Origin of the sequence: Brevibacillus formosus (assembly GCF_003013405.1) — a bacterium.
GTDB classification, from domain to species: Bacteria; Bacillota; Bacilli; order Brevibacillales; family Brevibacillaceae; genus Brevibacillus; species Brevibacillus formosus.
This window is the reverse complement of record NZ_PXZL01000018.1, coordinates 1-21,128: the sequence shown is the minus strand read 5'-3', so window position 1 is coordinate 21,128 and position 21,128 is coordinate 1. Positions and strand designations below refer to the sequence as shown.

Here is a 21,128-nt window from a genome sequence, read left to right as displayed (position 1 = left end):
CTCTTATCGCTCCTTTTCGAATTGTTCTACGGCCAGTTCCAATTGTTCTGCTTTTAATAGAGGAGATACGGACTGCTCTGTTTGCAATGTCAGAGCGGATGCTGCCAATCCAAGGCGGCACGCTCTCTGGAAAGACTCTCCGTTTACAATGCCATACAAGAGTCCCGACGCGAACGCATCTCCCGCACCTGTTACATCTACCACTTCCGTTGGATAGGGAGACATATGCTCCTCAACATCCTCGGATTGATAGTAAATGCCCTCTTCGCCCAAAGTCACAATGACGTGCTTGACGCCCCGTTCCCTGATCTTGCGGCAAGCCTCGGCGCATTCTTCGATCGTCGTGATCTTCATGCCAGCCATCAGCTCGGCTTCTTCGCGATTCGGCAAAATCGCTTCTACTCCGTCCAATTGCTGTGGGAGCTTCTTTGCTTTAATGGAAGAGACTGGGTCAACGAAGAGCAGGATGTTTTCCTCCCGGCAACGTTCGATGATGTAGGCCAAGCAGTCCGCCGGAATGTTTGTATCGATGAAAACCACGTGGGCTGCTGCTATGTGCGACCATTTCTCCGCGAACATCTCCGGTGTGAGAGCATCGTAAATATCCATGTTCGCCAAGGAAACAACCATCTCGCCATCAATATCGAGAAGAGCGGTATACGTTCCCGTCCGTTGTGTAGGCAATCTCCACACTTGGCTGATGTGCACCCCGTGCTTTTTCGTCTCCTGCAAGAGCCATTCGCCTTCTTTATCCTCACCAACACTCGTAATGAGTGACGTATTGCAGCCAAGACGACCGAGGTTCTCCGCGATATTCCGTGCCACTCCTCCACACGATTCCATAATCGTTACGGGATTGGATGAGTGTAGACGCACCTGCTGCTTGCCGCGTGCTTTGCGGTCGAGGTTGGCCCCACCGATACAAGCAATCATTCCTTCATCACGAAGTACATAAGCCCGTCCTTTGATTTCCCCGCGCTTGGTCAACTGTGCGATGTAGCCAGCTACCGCTGAACGTGAGATGCCAATTAGATCAGCCAGCTCCTGTTGCGTGATAAAAGGATTTTGCCGGATATGATGAAGGATCTGCATGTCTTTTTCCACGGTCATCCTCCTTTCTTCTGTTACGCTTTCACAGCTCGTTTACAAACAAAAGTTTATCACGAGGACAATTGTTTGTACAGATGTGTTTTGCATTTTATTTTTTATCTTAATTTGACAAACAGGAATACGATCATGTAGGATTATCTTAAATTAAAGATATCTAAATTTCGATATAAAGGAGGGTCCGTATGTCTGACAAACCACTGCGAAATGATCCCCTCGATCTTTTTGTCGTTTTATCAAGGTCATACAACTGGGTTACCGCTCACTCCAATCGTCACATTCGCGAGCATGGACTTAATCCAACTGAATTCGGGGTACTAGAGGTATTATTTCATAAAGGTCCTCAACCATTGCAGCAAATTGGCGAAAAAATCTTGATCTCCAGCGGAAACATCACATACGTCGTGGACAAACTCGAAAAGAAGCAACTGCTCATTCGCAAGCCCTGTTCGGAGGACCGCCGCGTCATTTTTGCGGAACTCACTGAAAAAGGGCATCAATTTTTGTCTGAAATCTTCCCTCCTCATCAACGTGCCATTGAGAAAGCGATGGAAGGTCTCACACCAGAAGAACAGCGTCAAGCAATCGAGCTGCTAAAAAAGCTGGGACGAACTGCTCAGGCTACTTATTAGATGAGCAGCCCCCCTCTCTTCACCACAATTGTTTTAAAAAAGTGTTGACAAAAGATCCGATACGTAATAATCTTAAAATCAAGATTTATACATTAAAAGTTAGCGACTTACTAAACGGAAGGGGATTAAGATTTTCATGAGTAAAGTACTTTTTATTAAAGCAAACGATCGCCCAGTTGAGCAGGCTACAAGTGTAAAGCTGTACGAAGCTTTCACGAAAGCATACAGAGAAACACATCCAAATGACGAAATCGTTGAGCTGGATCTGTTTGCTGAAAACCTCCCTTATTACGGTAACGACATGCTGACTGCTATGTGGAAAGCAGGAAACGGCATCGAGCTGTCTGCTGATGAGCAAAAACGTGCTGACTTGGTTAACAAATACCTGAACCAGTTTACAGCAGCAGACAAAATCGTATTTGCTTTCCCAATGTGGAACTTCACTGTTCCTGCAGTTCTGCACTCGTACATGGATTACCTCTCCCAAGCAGGCAAAACATTCAAGTACACAGCTGAAGGTCCAGTTGGTCTGATGGGCGACAAAAAAGTAGCTCTGTTGAGCGCACGCGGTGGCGTTTATTCCGAAGGACCTATGGCTGAGCTTGAAATGGCAAACAAATACGTTCGCACGCTCCTCGGCTTCTGGGGCATCAGCAATGTATCGGAAGTGATCGTAGAAGGTCACAACCAATTCCAAGACAAAGCAGCTGAGCTCGTTGCAGCTGGTGTAGAAAAAGCAGTAAAACTGGCGGAATCCTTCTAAGGCCCGCCAGCCTTTTTGGACAATTATCTCAAAATAAAGATATACTAATTAAAAGTAATTAAGGAGAGATGAAAAGTGTTGGATACTGGATTGTTGTTAATTCGTTTGGTCATTGGTTTGACGTTTGCAGGTCATGGTACACAGAAGTTGTTTGGCTGGTTTGGTGGTTATGGTTTGAAAGGAACAGGCGGCTGGCTGGAGTCCATTGGAGTGAAACCTGGCGTAATGATGGCCTTTGTCGCTGGATTGTCTGAGCTCGTTGGCGGTCTGATGTTTGCGGCAGGCGTAGGAATCTGGCCAAGTGCTATTCTGCTTGCTTTCACAATGCTGGTTGCCATTCTGAAGGTACACGGGCAAAATGGATATTGGGTCACACAAAACGGATACGAATACAACCTGACATTAATCGCAGTTGTTATTGGTGTGGCGTTGATCGGTCCGGGCGCATACATTTTGTTTTAATAGTAACTCCTTACAACCCGTAAGCCAGCAATCGTACTAAGGGAGGAACATCAGATGGAAATCCGCGTCTATACACAGAACGAGCAAGCAAAAGGACATTTTGGCGACGGTGAAATCGTAGAGAATAAACCAATTGGCTTCCCTCATGAAGGCTCCGTTGTCAAACGGGTAGGACCACTTTTTTACTGGGCATGGGCAAAATCATTGAAGACATTTGAGATTCCGCTGCACCCTCACTCCGGCTTTGAAATTTTGTCATACGTCCTCACAGGGACAGTCGGACATCGGGACACGCTTGGAAATCTTCAAGAGGTGTCAACAGGCGGCGCGCAGATTATGCAAACCGGTTCAGGCGCGTACCATGCAGAAGAACTTGGCAAGGATACGGAAATGTTTCAAATCTGGTTTGAACCGCATCTCGCGCAAACAACAAAGCAACCGCCGACTTACAATCAGTATGATCATGAGGAGTTTCCGTCTGAGGATGTTGATGGAGTGCAAGTGAAACACATCATCGGATCGTCTGCGCCCATTCAGTTGGTTACGGATTCCTCGATGAGCGACATCACGATTCCCGCTGGAAAATCGTATGAAAAAGAACTCCCGGCTGGTTATGCTCATGCAGTCGTTATAGTGGAAGGGAACGGAAGCGTTGCAGAGAAAGCAACTGTCAGCGAGAATCACACCCCGGCAACCAAAGGTGACTTTGTCGTTCTCTCCTCCGAGGAAAGCAGCACAGCCATCTACACAGCATCAACGGATGCTCCGCTCCGCCTGGTGTTGATTCAAGTACCAACTGAGGTTGATTATCCACTTTATCGTAAATAATCTACTCTTCCAAACGCCCTTATCCTATCATCAAGCCCGGCCGTCACATTTTTGTGACGGTCTTTTTCGTATAAACTCCGCCTCCTCATGGGACATTAACGAGGAAATCGTTAACAATTTTTGGTGCCGATCAGAAAGGAAGTTGAACGTGGAAGATATCGTGATGACCAGAGCCATATTCGGGACGACTATGGCCTTTCACATTATTTTTGCGACCATGGGCGTTGGTCTCCCACTCATGATCTTGCTGGTGGAGCTCCTCTTTTGGCGGACGCGTGACCGCGATTACGAGATCATGGCCAAACGCTGGACAAAAGCCCAGGCGATCTTGCTAGGTGTAGCGATCCCGTCTGGAACGATTGCTGGGGTCCAGCTTTCCCTGTTATGGCCTGGGTTCATGGAGATTGTCGGAAAGGTGATCTCGCTGCCTTTTCAGATCGAAATATTCGCTTTCTTCGTGGAAGCTTTATTTATGTCCATCTACGTCTACGCGGCTCACCGCCTATCCCGCAACATGCGTTTGCTGAGCTTGTTCATGGTTTTGCTTGGTGCGACGGCCTCCGCCATCCTGATTACGAATGTCCACGCCTTTGAAGGCACGCCAACTGGCTTTCGGATGGTTGATGGGCAGATCGTCGACGTGGACCCGTGGAAAGCTTTTTTCAATCCCAGCTTTTTCGTGACGGCAGGTCATGTAACTGTCTCTGCTTATATGACGGGGGCATTCATCGTCGCAGGAGTAGCAGCGTGGAAAATGCTGCGCGCCGAAAAAGGCAGTCGGGTTTATTTGTATCATCAAAAGGCACTCTTGACCGGTTTAATCGTGGGCGGCACCTTTTCCCTTTTAACCGCCTTGAACGGTCATGAATCCGCGCAGCTTTTGCATAAATACCAGCCGGAAAAGCTGGCCGCTGCCGAAGGACTGTTTGAAACACAAGCCTATGCCCCACTCGCAATTGGCGGCTTTACCGATCCCGAGACGAAAGAAGTCAAATACGCTATCGAGATTCCATGGGCGCTCAGCTTTCTTGCAGCCAATCGCTTTGACGAGGTCGTGGTCGGTCTGGACGACTTTCCAAAGGAGCTGTGGCCTCCACTCTACGTCCATACGCTTTTTAACGGGATGGTCATTATCGGCAGCTTGTTGATCTTTGTAGGCTTCATCGGCTTCGCTTGGAAGAAGTTGCTGAAGCGCTCTCAATTTCCACGCTGGGTTCTCTGGGTATTTGTCGCAAGTGGGCCGCTCGCCTTGTTAGGCATCGAATTCGGCTGGATTTTTGCCTGCACTGGGCGCCAGCCATGGGTGGTTTATCGTGTGATGAAAACAGTAGATGCCGCTACCCAAGCAGCAGGCATCTCTACCCTGTTCTGGATTTTCCTCTCGGTGTACGTATTTTTCGCTATCGTCACGCTGCTCGTATTCCGCAGCTATTTTGGCCGCCATCCCTTGGAGCTCGATCCGCCAGAACAGCCGAAAGTGGACGGAGGAACGGCATGACCGACACGATTATTGCCATTACGCTGCTCTGGATTTTCGTCGTCATCTATTCCGTCGCGGCCTCCTTCGACTTCGGTGCAGGTTTTTGGTCGATGATTTATTTGAATCGAGAAAAAACCAAAGCCACCCAAATCGCCAATCGCTACCTCTCGCCCTCCTGGGAGGTCGTGAATGTCTTTATCGTGTTAATTGTTGTCGCCCTCGTTACCTTTTTCCCTGGCGCGACCTACACGCTGGCGAGCCTGCTGCTGGTTCCCGGATGTCTCGTGGTGTTATTGATCCTGATCCGCAGTACATTCATGGTGTTTTCGCATCTGATTTACAAGTATGACAAGATGCTCAGCATCGTCTCCGGCGTTACCGGGATATTGGTGCCGGCTCTGTTAATCAGCGTGCTTCCTGTGACGCAGGGCGGGTTGTCTCGGACGATCAATGGTGTAGAGTATCTCGACTGGGGACTGTTTTTGACCAGCCCGCACGTCTATTCTTTCATTGGTCTTGCCATCAGCAGCACACTCTACCTCTCGTCGCTGCTTCTCGCGGACTACTCCTTCGTCGCTGGTGAAAAACAAGCCTTCGCTGTTTACCGCAGGGATGCAGTGCTACTGGGGCCGATTACGCTGCTTGCGGCATTGGTTACCGTGCTCACGATGCAGATAGAGGCAAAATGGCTATATGACCGCATTCTCGACTATTTGCCTTGGCTTATTGCATCGGCCGTCTGCTTTTTCATTAGTTATATATCTCTCATGCTGCCCCAAGACCGTCGATACTTCGGCATCCATCTTCCGCGGATTGCGGTCATTGTCGCCACAACACAATACCTGCTCGCTAGCTATGCGTACGGTGCAGCGCGCCTCCCCTATATCGTCTATCCCCAAGTGACGATTGAATCCAGCTTTACACATCCGGATACGTTCCACGCTCTGTTCATTTGTTATATGGTCGGCTTTGCGATTCTCGTACCCGGTTTTATTTATTTCTGGCGTCTGTTCATGAGGGACGAGCAGTATGTACGGCAAAAATAGCAATTTCGCGATACACAAAAGTAAGAGGCTTCGCCCTGATTCAGCGGAGCCTCTTTTTTGTTTGGTCAAAAGCAAGATCAGAAGATTTTCTCTTCCTCCAGCATCATTTTTTGCTCATCATTCCATCGCCTAAACCAACGCTGGCTTTTTCGCAAGCATCGTGCCTTCCTGCGCGTAACGTACGTGCCAGGAGAATGCCTTTTCCAATACATGCGGGGTATGCCCACCGCGTGTGAGTGCTTCCTCGTAGTACGCCATCAATTGATCGCGGTACATCGGATGCGCACAATTCTCGATAATTTTGATGGCCCTTTGACGCGGAGCCAAGCCTCTCAGGTCTGCCAAGCCTTGCTCGGTGACGATAACATCTACATCGTGCTCGGTATGATCCACATGGGAGGCAAACGGAACGATGCTCGAGATGTTTCCACCTTTGGCAATCGACTTGGTTACGAAGATGCCCAGACGTGCATTGCGCGCAAAATCACCAGAGCCGCCGATGCCGTTCATCATTCGCGTACCCGATACATTGGTCGAGTTGACGTTGCCGTAGATGTCCGCTTCAATCGCAGTATTGATCGCAATCAGACCGAGGCGGCGAATCAGCTCCGGATGGTTCGTGATTTCTTGCGGACGCAACAGCAGCTTGTCACGGTATTGGGCAAAATTTTCGGTGACATGCTTCATCTTGTCAGCCGTCAGCGTGATCGAACAGCCTGAGGCAAACGAAATTTTACCTGCATCAAGCAAATCAAACACCGCGTCCTGCAACACTTCCGAAAAGACAGTCAGATCCGTGAATTCCGAATCCAAAAATCCGTTGAAAACCGCATTCGCTACCGATCCAATTCCCGATTGCAATGGCGCGAGATTGTTCGGCAAGCGTCCCTCTTTTACCTCCTGACGCAAAAACTCGATCAGATGTGCGGCAATCTGCGCCGTTTCTTCGTCCGGCTCCACAATCGTCGACGGAGAATCCAACTGATTCGTCAGGACAATCCCTTTTACTTTATCTGGATCGACGGGAATCCCTGCTGTGCCCATTCGCTGATCCACGGACGTGAGCGGAATCGGTTCACGCTCTCCTTGTTTTGCAGGTGTATAAATATCATGGATGCCTTCCAACTCCACCGATTGAGCCATATTCAACTCAATGATGACATGCTTGGCATTTTCCACGAAAATATTAGAGTTCCCCACGGACGTAGCCGGAATGATCATGCCCTCTTCTGTAATTGCAACCGCTTCCACAATCGCATAATCAATAGCGTCTATCGCTCCCTGGCGAATCGCTTCCGCTGTATGCGACAAATGCTGGTCAACGAACATCATGCTGCCATCGTTGATTTTTTTGCGCATGACCGGATCTGCTTGAAACGGCAATCGCTTGTTGATGATCCCTGCTTCCGCCATCACGGCATCTACATCGGAGCCGAGTGAAGCTCCTGTATATACGTTTACGCCAAAAGGCTTGTTCTCTTTTTTCGCCAGCTCAGCCAATGCGAGCGGCACGACCTTGGCATCACCAGCACGCGTGAAACCACTTAACCCGATCGTCATGCCATCCTCAATCCATCCTGCTGCTACCTCAGCCGTCACGATTTTATCTGCCAGTCGTTTATCGCGTAAGCGCTCCCACATCATTGTGACCTCCCATGCCATCTTTATTGCTTTTACACTAGCACATGGATTCTGAGCGGGCACTCGATTTTCAACAAAACAGAATTTTTACGCGGCTATCAAGAAAAAACGGCAGCGAACCATTCTCATTTATCAGATATTTCAGAAGCCGAGCAATTGCCGAAACGAGCTGGCGTACGACTGACTCACAGGAACTCTTGTCTTTTGCTTGTCCTTCATCTCCAATAAAAACGTCGAATGAAAATGCGGGTGAATAAAGCCGATTGATTCCATATTGACGAAATACGAACGATGACAACGAACAAATCGCTCTTGCGGAAGCATGTACTCCAGTTCAGCCATGTTGTATTTGTTCGCATATGATCCACTAGCCGTATGCAGAAGCGTTTTTCCTTCATGAGAGCTGATATAGATGATCTCCGTTAACGGAATAGGCAACCAGCCGTCCTCCCCTTTTCCGACCAAAAACGATAGACGCGGCTCCGGATTTGTGAGCGGAACGTTTTGAGGCGGATAGATGGCGGTAATACAGCCCACGACCTGACCATTTCGCACCAATGGAAGCGAGAGTCCATAGTACGGCACACCAAAAATACGACTCTCCACCTGATGCCCCACTTTTCCCATTTCCATGAGCGCTTGATGTGTAGCGGAGCCAATGGGAACGAGATCCCCTGGCGTAATTTTCAAGTCAATATTGGAACTCGGTTGATAGTACAAGTATTGTGAGCCGTCCGAGATTGCGATCGATACCCCGTCTGGCACGACTTCCCCAATCATTTGCAGCACCTCTGGAACCAATCTGTCCTCCATGCTGATTCCTCCTGCTCCTTTTCGATCTTCCCTACCTTCTATTAAAACACATTTCCCCACCCGCAAATCAATCCTTGTCTTTCCTCTCTATACAAGCGAATCCATCCGATTACAGCCAGGCATTGTGCTATCATGAGATTACAAAACATTCACGATTGTTTGAGCAAAGGCGGTGCAGCATGGACCACACCATTGTCTTGATTGCAAAAGGAACGGACACTCTCGAATTTTTGCTAAAAGAACTGCGGGCTTATTTCGAACCGTATTGCAAAGTCATCGGTTACGCTAGCCATGAGCACATTCCCGATTTGAGCGGAGTCGATCATGTCTTTATCACAACCAAATCCCCGGAGCTGTACACAGTTGCCCGTCAAGCTGTCGCTGACTCCGTACCCATCACGGTTTTAAACCGTTTTTTCGAGCTGCGCAAAATGAAAGCGCTGATGCAGATTCCTCCTGGGACGACCGTCCCTGTCATGAACAATTCGCCCGTAACGGCACAAGAGGTCATCCAAAATTTAATAGAAGCGAACGTCGATCATATCAATTACGTTCCTTTTCACCCTGGCTGTACATTTGATGATCTCGAATTTCAGTACGCAATCATTATGAGCATCGCGGATGTACCGCTGCCTCCTCACGTGGAGGTTATTGATCTCGGATTTCGCAAAATCAACATTCATGACTTGATTGATATCGGTCGCAAGGTAGGCGTGCCCAGTGAATGGGAGCGTGAATACTTGTCTTCCTTCATTTTAGAAATGTCTGAGCTCGCAAAAATGCTCGGCACCTCCTACGCAGAAGTACAGAAGCTCAACAGCCAGCTGCAATCTACCTTTCAGGCAGTCAAAGACCCCGTGATCGCTTGCAACGAACAAGGGCTCATTACGTTTATAAACGACGTCGCCGTTGAGCTGTTTTGTCCACACGCATCCTCTATTGTTGGACAACCGTACACGGTGATGAAGGAGCATAGCTTGCTTCAGCCCTTTTTTGAGCAGGAAGATCAGGAGGACGCCCTCGTAACCATTGATCACAAGCAATTTATCGTCAGCAGTCAAAGCATCCGCCGCAGGCATGAGCATTTAGGCTTCGTTTGTACGCTAAAAGACGTGACTGAAATCCAGCGCTTGCGAACCACGCTTACGTTGCGCGGCCATACAGCCACCTACTCCTTTTCCGATATCAAAGGACAAAGCCAACCGCTGCTCCAAGCCATCGAGCTCGGCAAAAAAATGGCAAGAAACAATCAAACGATTCTGCTGACAGGCGAAAACGGGACGGGAAAAGAGCTGTTCGCCCATGCCATTCATCAGCACTCGCTACGCAAAAACGGCCCCTTTGTCGCAATCAACTGTGCCTCCTTGCCGGAAAACCTGCTGGAGAGCGAGCTGTTCGGCTACGAAGACGGTGCCTTTACAGGAGCACGAAAAGGCGGAAAGCCCGGTCTGTTTGAGCAAGCGGACGGTGGGACGATTTTTCTCGATGAGGTGGGGGACATCTCTGGAGCCATTCAGGTCAAGCTGCTTCGCGTGCTGCAAGAAAAGCAGGTCATCCGTGTGGGCGGTACAGGCATTCTCTCTGTGGATTGCCGCATCATCGCCGCTACCAATCGCGATTTGGAAGACGCTGTTTCCCAAGGAAGCTTTCGTGAGGACCTGTTCTATCGCTTGGCTGTCCTGCCGATCCAAATTCCCGCTTTGCGTGAGCGGATCAGCGATATTCCCCTTCTTATCGATGAGCATCTGGAGCAGCAAGGCATTCGCAAAACATGGTCGCCAGAAGTCATGGAGCTTTTCTATCGCCATGACTGGCGGGGGAACATTCGCGAACTGAAAAATGTCGTCGACTATGCCATTACGGTAAGCGAGCATCCTGTCATCGGTATCCAGGATCTCCCCAAACGTTTGACGGATAGCCTGTTTCAAAAGCAGCAGACGGCTTCTATCCCCCAATTGGACGACAACCGCGACCTGGATATTTTGTATTGCTTGCATCATTATTACGTGTCCAACAAACCAGTCGGACGTTATCAATTGGCGCACTCTCCTGAACTGCAATCCGTAGGCTGGACAGAGAGCGCACTGCGACACAAGCTGAAACTGCTAGAGCAGCAAGGTTTGGTTCGTTCAGGAACGACCCGACAAGGAACCTCCATCACCCCCGCGGGTATCGAATTGTTGCGAAAACACGGGCGGATTTAGCTTCCGCCCAATGAATAATAGGATGTATTAGGCTGCATAAAACCTAATAAACATTCCTAAAGCTCGTTTTCTTCCCTTACCTAGCCTATGAAAATCTACTGAAAACGCTTATATTCGGGAAATTTCGACACTTGGCACGACCCTTGCTTGTCATAAACAAAAAAAAGCGAGGTGACCTCATGTCTACACATCCATTGAAACCTGCAAAGAAACGTTTTTCTGTGCCGCATACCTATGCCATCCTCTTTATCATCATCATTTTGGCCGCCCTGGCTTCCTACGTGCTCCCCGCTGGTGAGTTCGATCGCGTCAAGGACGCTGCCTCAGGCAAAACCATCGTCGTCAACGGCAGCTACCATTCTGTAGAAAGTGATCCGGTCTCGTTCTTTGACATGTTCAAAGCGATTCCAGAAGGGATGCAAAAAGGCGCGCAAATCATTTTCTACATCTTTATTGTAAGCGGTGTATTCGGAATCATCCGCCAGACCGGAGCGATTGAAGCCGGGATCAATAAAGGTGTCCGACACTTGGAGGGTCGGGAAAAGCTGCTCATTCCTGCTTCCATGTTCCTCTTCTCCATCGGTGGCTTTACGATGGGAATGGCAGAAGAAAGCATCATCTTCGTTCCGATCGGTATCGCGCTGGCTCGTGCAATGGGCTTTGATGCCGTAACAGGTACAGCCATGATCACCATGGGGGCGGCAGCCGGCTTCATGGGTGGGATGATCAATCCATTTACAGTTGGGGTGGCGCAGTCGCTCGCGCAATTGCCGCTCTTCTCTGGTCTTACCTTTCGTGCTGTTGTGTATGTCTTCGTCCTCGCTTTTGCCATCTGGTACGTCATGCGGTATGCGTATCGTGTCAAAGCAGACCCAACCAAGAGTGTGCTTTATGGCGTAGAGAATCACGCTAGTCAAGAACAGGCAACAGTAGACATCCCAGATTTGAATGCGCGTCACAAGCTCGTGTTCCTGGTAATGGTCTGTGGCCTCGCCTTCAACGTATACGGTGTATTCAAGTTCGAATGGTTCCTGACCGAGCTTACCGCTTCCTTCCTGATCATGGGCCTTGTTGCTGGTCTCGTCGGAGGTTTGTCAGTCAATACGCTGTTTGATTCCTTCGTCGCTGGTGCGAGAGCCGTTACGTTTGGCGCGTTGATCGTAGGTTTTGCCCGCGCGATCACGGTCGTCCTGGAAGACGGAAAAATTATCGATACGATGATTAACAGTCTGACTTCGGCGATTGGTCATTTGCCAGATGCCGTAAACGTCTTGGCTATGTTTGTGATTCAAGCCTTTCTCAATCTCTTCATTTCTTCCGGCAGTGGACAGGCAGCAACTACGATGCCGATCATGGTGCCGATTGCGGATCTGCTCGGCATCCAACGTCAGATAGCGGTCCTTGCCTTCCAATACGGCGATGCGGTAACCAACTCCATTATCCCGACTTCGTCCGCGTTAATGGGCTATCTGGCTGTTGCAGGCATTCCGTATGAGAAATGGGTCAAATTCATTTGGAAGCTGCTAGCTGGTTGGGCCATAATCGCTTCGATCGCGCTCATTGTAGCAGTGACAATCGGCGTTTCGTAACAAAAGAGCTTTTCTTAAAATTGGCTGCGTCAAGTGGATTGGCGTAGCCTTCGCTTCACTTTTCGACTACTCACGAACAAACCGATGGAGGAACCATGCGCACAACGATCAAACAATTGCAGCCCGCCATTTTTTCTCTATACGAGCATTTACACCAGCATCCAGAGATAAGCTGGGAGGAAGTACAGACTACCTCGTTTATCGCTGACTTCTTGAAAAAACACCATTGCCGCGTCACTACCTTTGACGACGTGACGGGAGTTGTTGGCGAATGGGGCGATCTGACGCCTGGAAAATTGACTGTAGGCGTACGGGCAGACATGGACGCACTCTGGCAAGAAGTAAACGGCGTCTTTACCGCAAACCATTCCTGCGGACACGATGCGCATATGACCATGGCATTAGGCGTCCTCATGGTATTGCAAGCAATGGATGTCCAGCTCCCTGGTCGCCTAAAGCTCATTTTCCAACCAGCAGAAGAAAGCGGAAATGGTGCACTTGCGATGGTGAACAAGCAAGTAGTGGACGATATTGATTTTCTGTACGGTGTCCATCTTCGTCCCATTCAGGAAATCCCGCGCGGCACAGCTGCTTCTGCTATCCTGCATGGGGCGGCAGGCACAGTATTCGGGCAAATCAAGGGTGCCGATGCTCATGGCGCCCGGCCTCACCTCGGAGTTAACGCTATCGAGGTAGCCGCAGCAATAGTCGAGCAGTTAAAAGGCATTCATCTCGATCCTCTCGTCCCTTATTCCGTCAAAATGACGCAGCTTGCAGCCGGCAGCAAAAGCAGCAATATCATTCCGGGCTCAGCACAGTTCCACTTGGACCTGCGGGCACAGACGAATGAAGTCATTCACGCCCTATTTGCCCGTGTCGAGCACATTTTGCAGCACGTTTCCCGTCTGTATGAAGTAGAGCTGTCTTACGAGATCACCGAACGCGTCTATGCGGCGGAAGTGAACGAAGAAGCGAGACTGATCATGGCGGATGCCATTACCCAAGCCTTGGGGGCAGAGAAGCTCGAACCGCCGATTCAGACACCGGGCGCGGAAGACTTCCACTACTATACCAAGGAACGTCCACAGCTTCGGGCGACCATGCTTGGCTTAGGCTGTGGTCTAACACCAGGACTTCATCATCCGCAGATGACTTTTGAAAAAGAAGCACTGCTAGACGGCATTGAGATTTTGGCAAGAACGGTATTGAAAACGTTTGAGCAACAATCCAAATGAACGGTTAAGGAGAGATGAACATGAAAATCGAACGCGTGGACCTGCAACGAATCAAAATTCCGTTGAACTCCCCCTTTGAAACGAGCATGGGAGTCGAGACCCACAAGGAATGCATTCTGGTGCGTGCGTATAGCGGTGCCCATGTCGGCTTCGGCGAAAGCGTCGCAATGGACGTCCCTGTTTACAACGAGGAGGATGTCGATACGGTCTGGTACATGCTCGAAAAGTATTTGATCCCGCAGCTGTTTTCACGGGAGATCGAGCATCCTGATGATGTATCCCGCCTCTTCTCCTGGATGCGCCGCAACCACATGGCTAAAGCCGCTTTAGAAGGTGCCGTCTGGGATTTGTACGCCAAAATGAACGGCATCTCCCTCTCTCAAGCATTGGGCGGAGCTCGTACGACGATTGACGTCGGTGTAAGTATCGGAATCGAGCCGACCATCGAAAAACTGCTGCAACGCGTAGAAGGCTTCATCCGTGACGGCTACAAAAAGATCAAAGTGAAAATCAAACCGGGCTTTGATGTCGAGCCAATGCGTGCGATCCGCAACACATTTGGACCAGACGTTCCGCTGATGGCGGACGCAAACTCTGCGTATACGCTGGCAGACATGGAGATGCTGAAGGCTTTGGATAGCTTCGGTTTGATCATGATTGAACAGCCCTTGGCCCATGACGACATCATCGACCATGCGACCTTGCAAAGAGAGCTGAAAACGCCGATCTGCCTCGACGAAAGTATTCATACGGTGGAAGATGCCCGCAAAGCACTCGAGCTCGGCAGTTGCCGGATAATCAACATCAAGATCGGTCGCGTAGGCGGTCTGACCGACGCCAAGAAGATTCATGACCTGTGTGCGACACGCGGCGTACCTGTATGGTGCGGAGGAATGCTGGAGGCAGGAATTGGACGAGCGCACAACATCGCGATGGCCTCGCTTAGCAACTTCACGATTGCTGGCGACACATCCCCTTCACATCGTTACTTTGCGGAGGATATCGTGACACCTGTCATCGATTTTGCAGCACCTGGTATGCTGGCTGTACCGACAACACCAGGGATCGGTTTTGACATCAATGAGTCTGCCATTCGCAATGCCCTGATCGAGCATAAAAGCTATTTGGCAAACCGTGAGTCGACGACTACCCTGATCCCTTCCTGGTAGTCGAGTTCCTGAAAGGAAACAGGGAGCGCCCCTTTGGCCTCCCTGTTTTTTATGTTCTTATACCATGATAGTCAACAGCTTGCATACGCTGCGCTCTGCTGCCGGTCGCTCTTCTGCTGGAAGCCGCTTGAGCAAATCAAGTGCAGCATAAGGAACCTTCAATGCATGTGGGTCGGTGTATGTTTTCTCCCAGTATGCAGGTGAGAAGATTTCGGTAAACGCGGGCTCCCTTACTTCATCCTCCAACACAAACTCGGGCATTTGTCGATCGAGGTACATTTGGATGCGATGGTTTGCCATCCCTGCCTGCACCAAATCGTGGTAGCCGAACCGTTCTAAATCGGTCAACGCATGACCATGCGTCACATTATGCTCGACTTCACCTGCAAAGAAATAGTGTACCCCTTCAATTGTACGTCCTGGCACGATGGTATCCAGCTCATCAAAAATTCTTTTTGTCATTTCGAGCGTCGTATCGTATGGGGCTACTTCCGCTTTTACATCCTCTACGGTGATTTCAAAATAATTGGGAATGCCCCAGTAACGATTCGGTCGATCCTCTGTCGTCTTCTGCAGCAGTGTCACGAGTCCGTCCACCACACTCGGTCTGATCAAATCAGGTCGTTGCCGCAATGCTTTTAATGCCATCACACCTAATGCGAGGCCATGTCCCGATGTCCGGAGCTGTTTCACATTATTCCGTAGCCCGTCGATGACAAGCTGTAATAAGGAGGGGTCTGCTTGCTCTTCTTGATCCAAAGGAACAAACCATTCCGGCTTTAATTCGCGGTATGCTTCGCAGGTCCGCTCTATACCTTCTTTTACATGCTCTGGCAGATCGTGCTCCTGATTCATGTAGTATCCGGCCAGAAGAGCTGCCCCGTAGTGCCCTCCGAACCATCCCGATGCACCTGCACGTGCCATACCCACAACTCCAAGCTCCAAATACGAATCGAGTAACCGCATATCCCTTCCTCCTTTTTCGATTTGGTATGTATTCATAATATAACAAACATTTTTATTTGTTAAGTATAAAATGAAAAATATCCCAGATCCTCTTTTTCCCGAATGCGGCCGATCCAAATGGCTGTTCCAGATGCAAAAGGGGCGTCTCTAAGCCGAAAAATCGACTTATGAGACAGCCCCTCTTCGTAATTCGAGTGGTTTGTGCCTTATACAGCTGGATCCCGTTTCAAGGCATGGTTAGCTGCAATCATTTGTTTAGAATCCCCACCAGTAACGGTGCATCCCGGTAGCGTATTGGGTGGCAAGCGTTTGACGGAAGGAACTTTGCGCAAGCTGGGATGCGTCACTCGCATTCGTAATAAATCCGGTCTCTCCTAAAGATGCCGGCATGTTGGTGTATTTTAATACGTAAAACTCTGCTTCTTTGACTCCCCTGTCATTTGAAAACGAATTTCTTAATTGGTTGTACGTTTCCGTTGCCAATCGCCTTCCGGTTGTCGATCCGGGGTAATTGTAAGTTTCTACTCCATTGGCCGAGGAAAGGGATGCGGCATTGATATGCATGGAGACAAAAAAATTGGCGTTTTTGGAATTGGCATAAGAGGCTCGGGTAGACAGAGCAACCGTTGTATCAGAGCTTCGCGTCATGTAAACCGTAGCCGGATAGTTGGCAACGATGTAATTTTTGGATCGAAGGCCTATGTCCAAAGTCAGGTCTTTTTCTTTCAAACCGTTGCCCAATGCTCCTGGATCATCTCCACCGTGTCCAGGGTCGATCACGATGATTGGATTCGCTGCAAGAGTGAAAGATTTTTGGTTAATAACCATCTCTTCGGCTGCTTTCTTCTTTTCCGGGCTGTAATTTTTTGGTGCGGGTGCGCTGTCCCACATAGGCTCGTCGGCAATTTCCTTCTCCGCAAATGCGGGAGCGGCCATCCCCGTCAAGCTACAGCAAATGAGTGCAGTCAACAACAGTTTTCCTACTTTCATGGTAATTTCTCCTTTATCATTTTTATTTATTCGAAAGACTTACGAATTGAAAAGAAGGCGTAAGTCACTCCAAAACGCCAAAAATTTATTCCTTTGCAAATTCTCAGGCAAAAACAGGTAATTGTTAGATTTCTTCTGTGACTCGAGCCACTTACGGTACACCACGGATTCTTTCTCTAGATAAATGATTTGCTGTATCTTTTGGCTTACTTCCGGGAGGGTCTGTGTTCTTGGCGGCATGACTTCAGCAGGGAAAAACCAATAGGTCCACTGTTGGCTCTCAAAAGGGCCAACAATCCGCATTACGGGAGAGTGAAACACGGCCTTCGCGATCATCTCGTTATAATGCTCGGACATTTGAGACTGAGCGACCAGTTCATGCAATCCGGCACGCCCCTCGGGATCTTCGCTATATTGCTTCAGCAGGGATTGAAAACGTTCCGCTGATGCTGCTTTCAGCTTGTCCAACAAGAGCTTGTCGCCATTTTTAGCCCGTACATAATAAATGGTTCGCAGTTCGGGAATGCGAAAAGACTCGATTTGTTCCCGGTAAAATCTTTCTACTTCTTCTTGTGTCACCACAACATCCCGAGTCACGATCTTTTTCACTTCAAAACCAATCATCGCCCGTCTTATGTTTTGAATGCTGTCCTCTTCCGTCATGTTCATCTGGCGCAACGTTTCTTCACGCTCCGCTTTCGTGCTGCCCAGTTGTTTTAATTGTTCTTCAATCAGACGCTCATCCGTCTTTACCCCCATCTGTTTTCCAATATCAAGGATCAATTCTTCCAAGCTCAGTTGTTCCAGCAGCCTTACCTCCTCGTCCGCTGAGTACGCTACCCCTTGGAAATACTTAGGCTTAATTCTTTCCCAATCGTCTCTGCGGAAAAATTGATCGCCGAAAACAAAAAGAAGGGGCTGGTACATCAAAGCCGCATACAGAGAAATGACTCCCAGAAAACCAATCGGTACAAATAAATAAAGCCATTTTCTTCGTTTTTTCATGTGTTCAAGCCATCCTCTCGTAAAACAGATGAGGCCAAGTAGATATCCAGCTAGAATTCACTAGATAGTTTGGAAGATAATATTACTACCTTGAATATATTTCCAATAGATAAATATATCTACATGCCTTAGTGCCGTTTTCCCTGGTTTTTTCATAGGTCTTAGGAAGTGATTATCGTCGATTGTTGTCAACAACGATGGTTCTTTCACACCACAAGCCGCAGTCATCCAAGAGGACAGCGATACCTTTCGAGGAGTGAAAGATGGTTGGCCAGCCAAATAAGAGGGGGCTGTCCCAAAAGGGCAAATCCGCTGAAATTTAAACATCAGGAACATGGATATATCAACGTTTGTGAAATGCAAAAGGGGCGTCTCTAAGCCGAAAAACCGACTTATGAGACAGCCCCTTTTTGTGAGCCATTCTAAATTCTCGAAGCAGCACCCTGATCCTATTAGCGTTTTTTGTAAAGCCTTGAAACTACAGACTGTTGAGCTTCTCCAGGCGCCAGTTATCTACTCCATAGAGGCTTTTAATACGGAGTATGTTCTACCATTTTCTTTGCTCAATCCAGCTTAAAATCTACTTCGTCTGTCTCTGGTCGATAATCGACAATCAACCCTTTTCCATTCATATACCACAGCTCATCTTTTTCCATATAAAATGTGATGCCATCCTCTACTGTCGAAATGCCGATTTCATTCGGCAACTCTTTGGCAATCCCCATCGAAAATGAATCCTGAACCGTACTAACGCCTCCGTACCGGACAAAAAAACGAATGCTGTCTCCTTCTTTGCATCCCCATTCTTCCCGAAACCATGCTACCGCTGCTTTAGTGATCGTCATGTTCATTCGTACAACCACTCCTCTCTGCTTATAGTTTACCTCAATTTAGAGATATTCGAAACATAAAAGTATGTTAAATGGAATTGCTCCACTATTTGAAAAAAGAACCGATTCCCTACGTTGGGAAAACGGTTCTTTCCTTCTATTTAAGACTTTATTGGAAGTGTAACCAAAAAACTCGTTCCAATACCTACCTCACTGCTGACCTGAATTTTTCCGTGGTGAGCATCCACGATCCATTTGGCAATGGAAAGCCCCAAGCCTGTGCCTTCTGTCGCACGAGAGCGCATTTTATCCACCCGATAGAAGCGATCAAACAAATACGGAATATCCTCCTTGGAAATCCCGATCCCACTGTCTTTTACGAGAATCGAAACACGGCCGCCTTCCTTTTTGCAAGAGACATATATCCGGCCATCTTGGTTCGTGTACTTCAAGGCATTGTCCAGCAAGATGACCATGAGCTGATGCAGACGTTCTTGGTCCCCCACCATCTCAATGGGTTGCTGGATGTCTGTTTCGAGACGAATTTCCCGTGCGATGGCAAGTTGTGCAAAAACCCGGGTGCATTTGATCGCTACCTCGTCTAAGCGCAGCGTCTGATTCATGATCTGCAGCTCGTTAGAATCACTGCGAGCCAGTGTGAGCAAATCCGAGACGAGCTTGCTCAAGCGCTTAGCCTCCTGCATCCCAATCATGATTTTTTCACTTTCCTGCTCAATCGTATGGTCCGGGTGTCTAAAAAGCCTCTCCAGATTGACCATGATCGCCGTGAGCGGCGTCCTCAGCTCATGAGAAGCATCGGCAATAAACTGCTGTTGTTTTTCCCACGAGACTTGGATCGGGATTAGTGCCCTTCTCGCCAAAAACCACCCAACCACGATCGCAATGACAATACTGATAATGTCACCGATCATGACGACGTACAGCAAGCTGTCCAGCATGTTTTGCTCAGGTGCCAGATTGTAAATCAGTTGAAACTGGTACGCGGTCTGTATCCGATTGCCTACAATAACCTTTTTCGGAACAGTAACTGTCTGTACGCGGTAAACTTGTCCATTCACTGTTTCCGTTTCGATTCCGTCTGCTTTTCCGTTATGCTGGAATTTTGCATAATCCTCTTGCTCCAGTCTATCACCAAATGCGGTCCCGATGACACGACCAAAGCTATCCCAAACGAGCAAAACATATCGGCGATCCAGATCGTTAAATTTTTTCCTCTCCTGACGGTTGTAGGGAAAAGGGTCGTCTTCAATTCGATGGAGTCGAGGCAAAGAATCAACTGCCAGTCTTTGACTGACTTTGGTCATTTCTCGGTCCACCTGCGAATAGAGTCGGTACTTCATCGTGTAGTAGACTGCGCTCCCCAGCCCGTTCAGCAAGAGAAGCACCACTACTACGTTCAACGTTACGAGGCGAATCCTCGTTTTTCGAAACATCATTTGTCTTCCTTTTTCAAAATATAGCCCACATTGCGGATCGTTCGGATGAAGCCTTCGTAAGCACCCAGCTTCTTACGCAGGTAGTGGACATACAAGTCGACCACTCCGTAATTCGCTTCTGAATCAATTCCCCACACGCGGTCAAAAATTTGTTGGCGCGTCAATATTTGCTCCCGATTTTGCAAGAAGTACTTAAGTAGCTCGTACTCCTTCGTGGTTAACTTCATCGGCTCATCATCAACAAAACCGTCATATTCATTTATCTTCAGCGATAGAGGACCGTATGCCAGCTCGCCTTCTGGGTTTTGTTTCCCTTGTCGGCGTAAGAGGGCTCTCACTCTCGCCGTCAATTCTTCTGCCGCAAAAGGCTTGACCAAATAATCGTCTGCTCCGGCATCCAATCCCTCGACTCTTGACTCCACGCTATCTTTTGCCGTTAAAAATAAAACCGGCGTCATTATACCTTTTGTACGCAACGTTCTCACCAGTGAAAGGCCATCCATTCCTGGCATCATAATGTCCAGGACCAACAAATCATAGATGCCGCGTTCCGCCAATAACAAGCCGTCATCTCCGCGCTCTGCCGTATCCACCTGATATCCTTCATCGGTCAGGACTCCTGCAATTGTCTGAAGCAGCGCTTTTTCATCCTCCACTGCAAGAATAAGCATATTGATCCCTCTTTCATTTGAACAAGCTGTATGTCATTCAGCATAGCATAATCGACTGGAATCACAATCATGACCATACTCGCCGATCTCGGCTGTGCACACGCTCCTTTTATTAGAGCACGTATTTTTTTGAATCAGATTTGTATGTGCTGGCGGAAATACAAAAAAGCTGCATTCTCCATTACTTTTACAAGTAATCGGGAATACAGCTTTTCGCCTCATTCCTTCAAAACTGAATAC

The 21,128-nt window shown here is 48.6% G+C and carries 19 protein-coding genes; 10 read left to right on the top strand and 9 right to left on the bottom strand.

The features are described from left to right. Positions 1–3: 3 nt before the first annotated feature. Complete coding sequence (locus C7R91_RS17060; RefSeq protein ID WP_047073804.1) at positions 4–1,104, bottom strand: carbohydrate kinase; 1,101 nt, start codon at positions 1,102–1,104, stop codon at positions 4–6. Between the two features lie 188 nt (positions 1,105–1,292). Between C7R91_RS17060 and C7R91_RS17055 the strand changes: the two genes are divergently transcribed. From C7R91_RS17055 to C7R91_RS17030, 6 genes are all read left to right on the top strand, one after another. Beyond that, positions 1,293–1,739, top strand: coding sequence for a MarR family winged helix-turn-helix transcriptional regulator (locus C7R91_RS17055; protein WP_047073802.1), 447 nt, complete (start codon positions 1,293–1,295; stop codon positions 1,737–1,739). A 136-nt stretch (positions 1,740–1,875) separates the two neighbouring features. Continuing rightward, positions 1,876–2,502, top strand: a complete 627-nt coding sequence (locus C7R91_RS17050) for an FMN-dependent NADH-azoreductase (protein WP_047073800.1) — start codon at positions 1,876–1,878, stop codon at positions 2,500–2,502. Between the two features lie 75 nt (positions 2,503–2,577). Further along, the gene (locus C7R91_RS17045; protein ID WP_047073798.1) at positions 2,578–2,964 is read left to right on the top strand and encodes a DoxX family protein; all 387 of its coding nucleotides are present in this window, start codon (positions 2,578–2,580) and stop codon (positions 2,962–2,964) included. A gap of 54 nt (positions 2,965–3,018) precedes the next feature. Further along, a complete protein-coding gene (locus tag C7R91_RS17040) occupies positions 3,019–3,792 on the top strand; it encodes a pirin family protein (RefSeq protein WP_047073796.1) in 774 nt (257 codons plus the stop codon). A 163-nt stretch (positions 3,793–3,955) separates the two neighbouring features. Continuing rightward, positions 3,956–5,290, top strand: coding sequence for a cytochrome ubiquinol oxidase subunit I (locus C7R91_RS17035; protein ID WP_047074055.1), 1,335 nt, complete (start codon positions 3,956–3,958; stop codon positions 5,288–5,290). Beyond that, on the top strand, positions 5,287–6,318 hold the full coding sequence (locus C7R91_RS17030; protein ID WP_047073794.1) for a cytochrome d ubiquinol oxidase subunit II: 1,032 nt from the start codon (positions 5,287–5,289) through the stop codon (positions 6,316–6,318). Before C7R91_RS17035 ends, C7R91_RS17030 begins: the two co-directional genes overlap by 4 nt. Positions 6,319–6,447: 129 nt before the next feature. On the opposite strand, the gene scpC is transcribed toward C7R91_RS17030, so the two are convergent. Next, positions 6,448–7,959 carry a succinyl-CoA:acetate CoA-transferase ScpC gene (gene scpC / locus C7R91_RS17025; protein WP_047073793.1) on the bottom strand — a complete coding sequence of 504 codons (1,512 nt, stop codon included), beginning with the start codon at positions 7,957–7,959 and terminating at the stop codon, positions 6,448–6,450. Between the two features lie 141 nt (positions 7,960–8,100). Further along, positions 8,101–8,772 (bottom strand): LytTR family DNA-binding domain-containing protein, encoded by a 672-nt coding sequence (locus tag C7R91_RS17020; protein ID WP_047073791.1) that lies wholly within the window; start codon positions 8,770–8,772, stop codon positions 8,101–8,103. Between the two features lie 179 nt (positions 8,773–8,951). On the opposite strand from C7R91_RS17020, the gene C7R91_RS17015 reads away from it, so the two are divergent. From C7R91_RS17015 to menC, 4 genes are all read left to right on the top strand, one after another. Beyond that, positions 8,952–10,976, top strand: a complete 2,025-nt coding sequence (locus tag C7R91_RS17015) for a sigma-54 interaction domain-containing protein (protein WP_047073789.1) — start codon at positions 8,952–8,954, stop codon at positions 10,974–10,976. Between the two features lie 179 nt (positions 10,977–11,155). Continuing rightward, positions 11,156–12,565: a YfcC family protein gene (locus tag C7R91_RS17010; RefSeq protein WP_047073787.1), complete on the top strand. Its 1,410-nt coding sequence runs from the start codon at positions 11,156–11,158 to the stop codon at positions 12,563–12,565. A 95-nt stretch (positions 12,566–12,660) separates the two neighbouring features. Next, the gene (locus C7R91_RS17005) at positions 12,661–13,800 is read left to right on the top strand and encodes a M20 peptidase aminoacylase family protein (RefSeq protein ID WP_047073786.1); all 1,140 of its coding nucleotides are present in this window, start codon (positions 12,661–12,663) and stop codon (positions 13,798–13,800) included. 20 nt (positions 13,801–13,820) lie between these two features. Continuing rightward, positions 13,821–14,969 carry an o-succinylbenzoate synthase gene (gene menC, locus C7R91_RS17000; protein ID WP_047073785.1) on the top strand — a complete coding sequence of 383 codons (1,149 nt, stop codon included), beginning with the start codon at positions 13,821–13,823 and terminating at the stop codon, positions 14,967–14,969. A gap of 57 nt (positions 14,970–15,026) precedes the next feature. On the opposite strand, the gene C7R91_RS16995 is transcribed toward menC, so the two are convergent. From C7R91_RS16995 to C7R91_RS16970, 6 genes are all read right to left on the bottom strand, one after another. Beyond that, positions 15,027–15,935, bottom strand: coding sequence for a hypothetical protein (locus C7R91_RS16995; protein ID WP_047073783.1), 909 nt, complete (start codon positions 15,933–15,935; stop codon positions 15,027–15,029). Between the two features lie 255 nt (positions 15,936–16,190). After that, positions 16,191–16,925, bottom strand: coding sequence for an N-acetylmuramoyl-L-alanine amidase family protein (locus C7R91_RS16990; protein WP_047073781.1), 735 nt, complete (start codon positions 16,923–16,925; stop codon positions 16,191–16,193). Positions 16,926–16,964: 39 nt separating this feature from the next. Further along, complete coding sequence (locus C7R91_RS16985; protein ID WP_047073779.1) at positions 16,965–17,930, bottom strand: peptidylprolyl isomerase; 966 nt, start codon at positions 17,928–17,930, stop codon at positions 16,965–16,967. Positions 17,931–18,493: 563 nt separating this feature from the next. After that, a complete protein-coding gene (locus C7R91_RS16980) occupies positions 18,494–18,781 on the bottom strand; it encodes a HesB/YadR/YfhF family protein (protein ID WP_047073777.1) in 288 nt (95 codons plus the stop codon). Between the two features lie 140 nt (positions 18,782–18,921). Continuing rightward, on the bottom strand, positions 18,922–20,217 hold the full coding sequence (locus tag C7R91_RS16975) for a sensor histidine kinase (protein ID WP_052773442.1): 1,296 nt from the start codon (positions 20,215–20,217) through the stop codon (positions 18,922–18,924). After that, positions 20,214–20,888, bottom strand: coding sequence for a response regulator transcription factor (locus C7R91_RS16970; protein ID WP_047073774.1), 675 nt, complete (start codon positions 20,886–20,888; stop codon positions 20,214–20,216). The genes C7R91_RS16975 and C7R91_RS16970 overlap by 4 nt, the downstream gene beginning before the upstream one ends. Between the last annotated feature and the right edge of the window lie 240 nt (positions 20,889–21,128).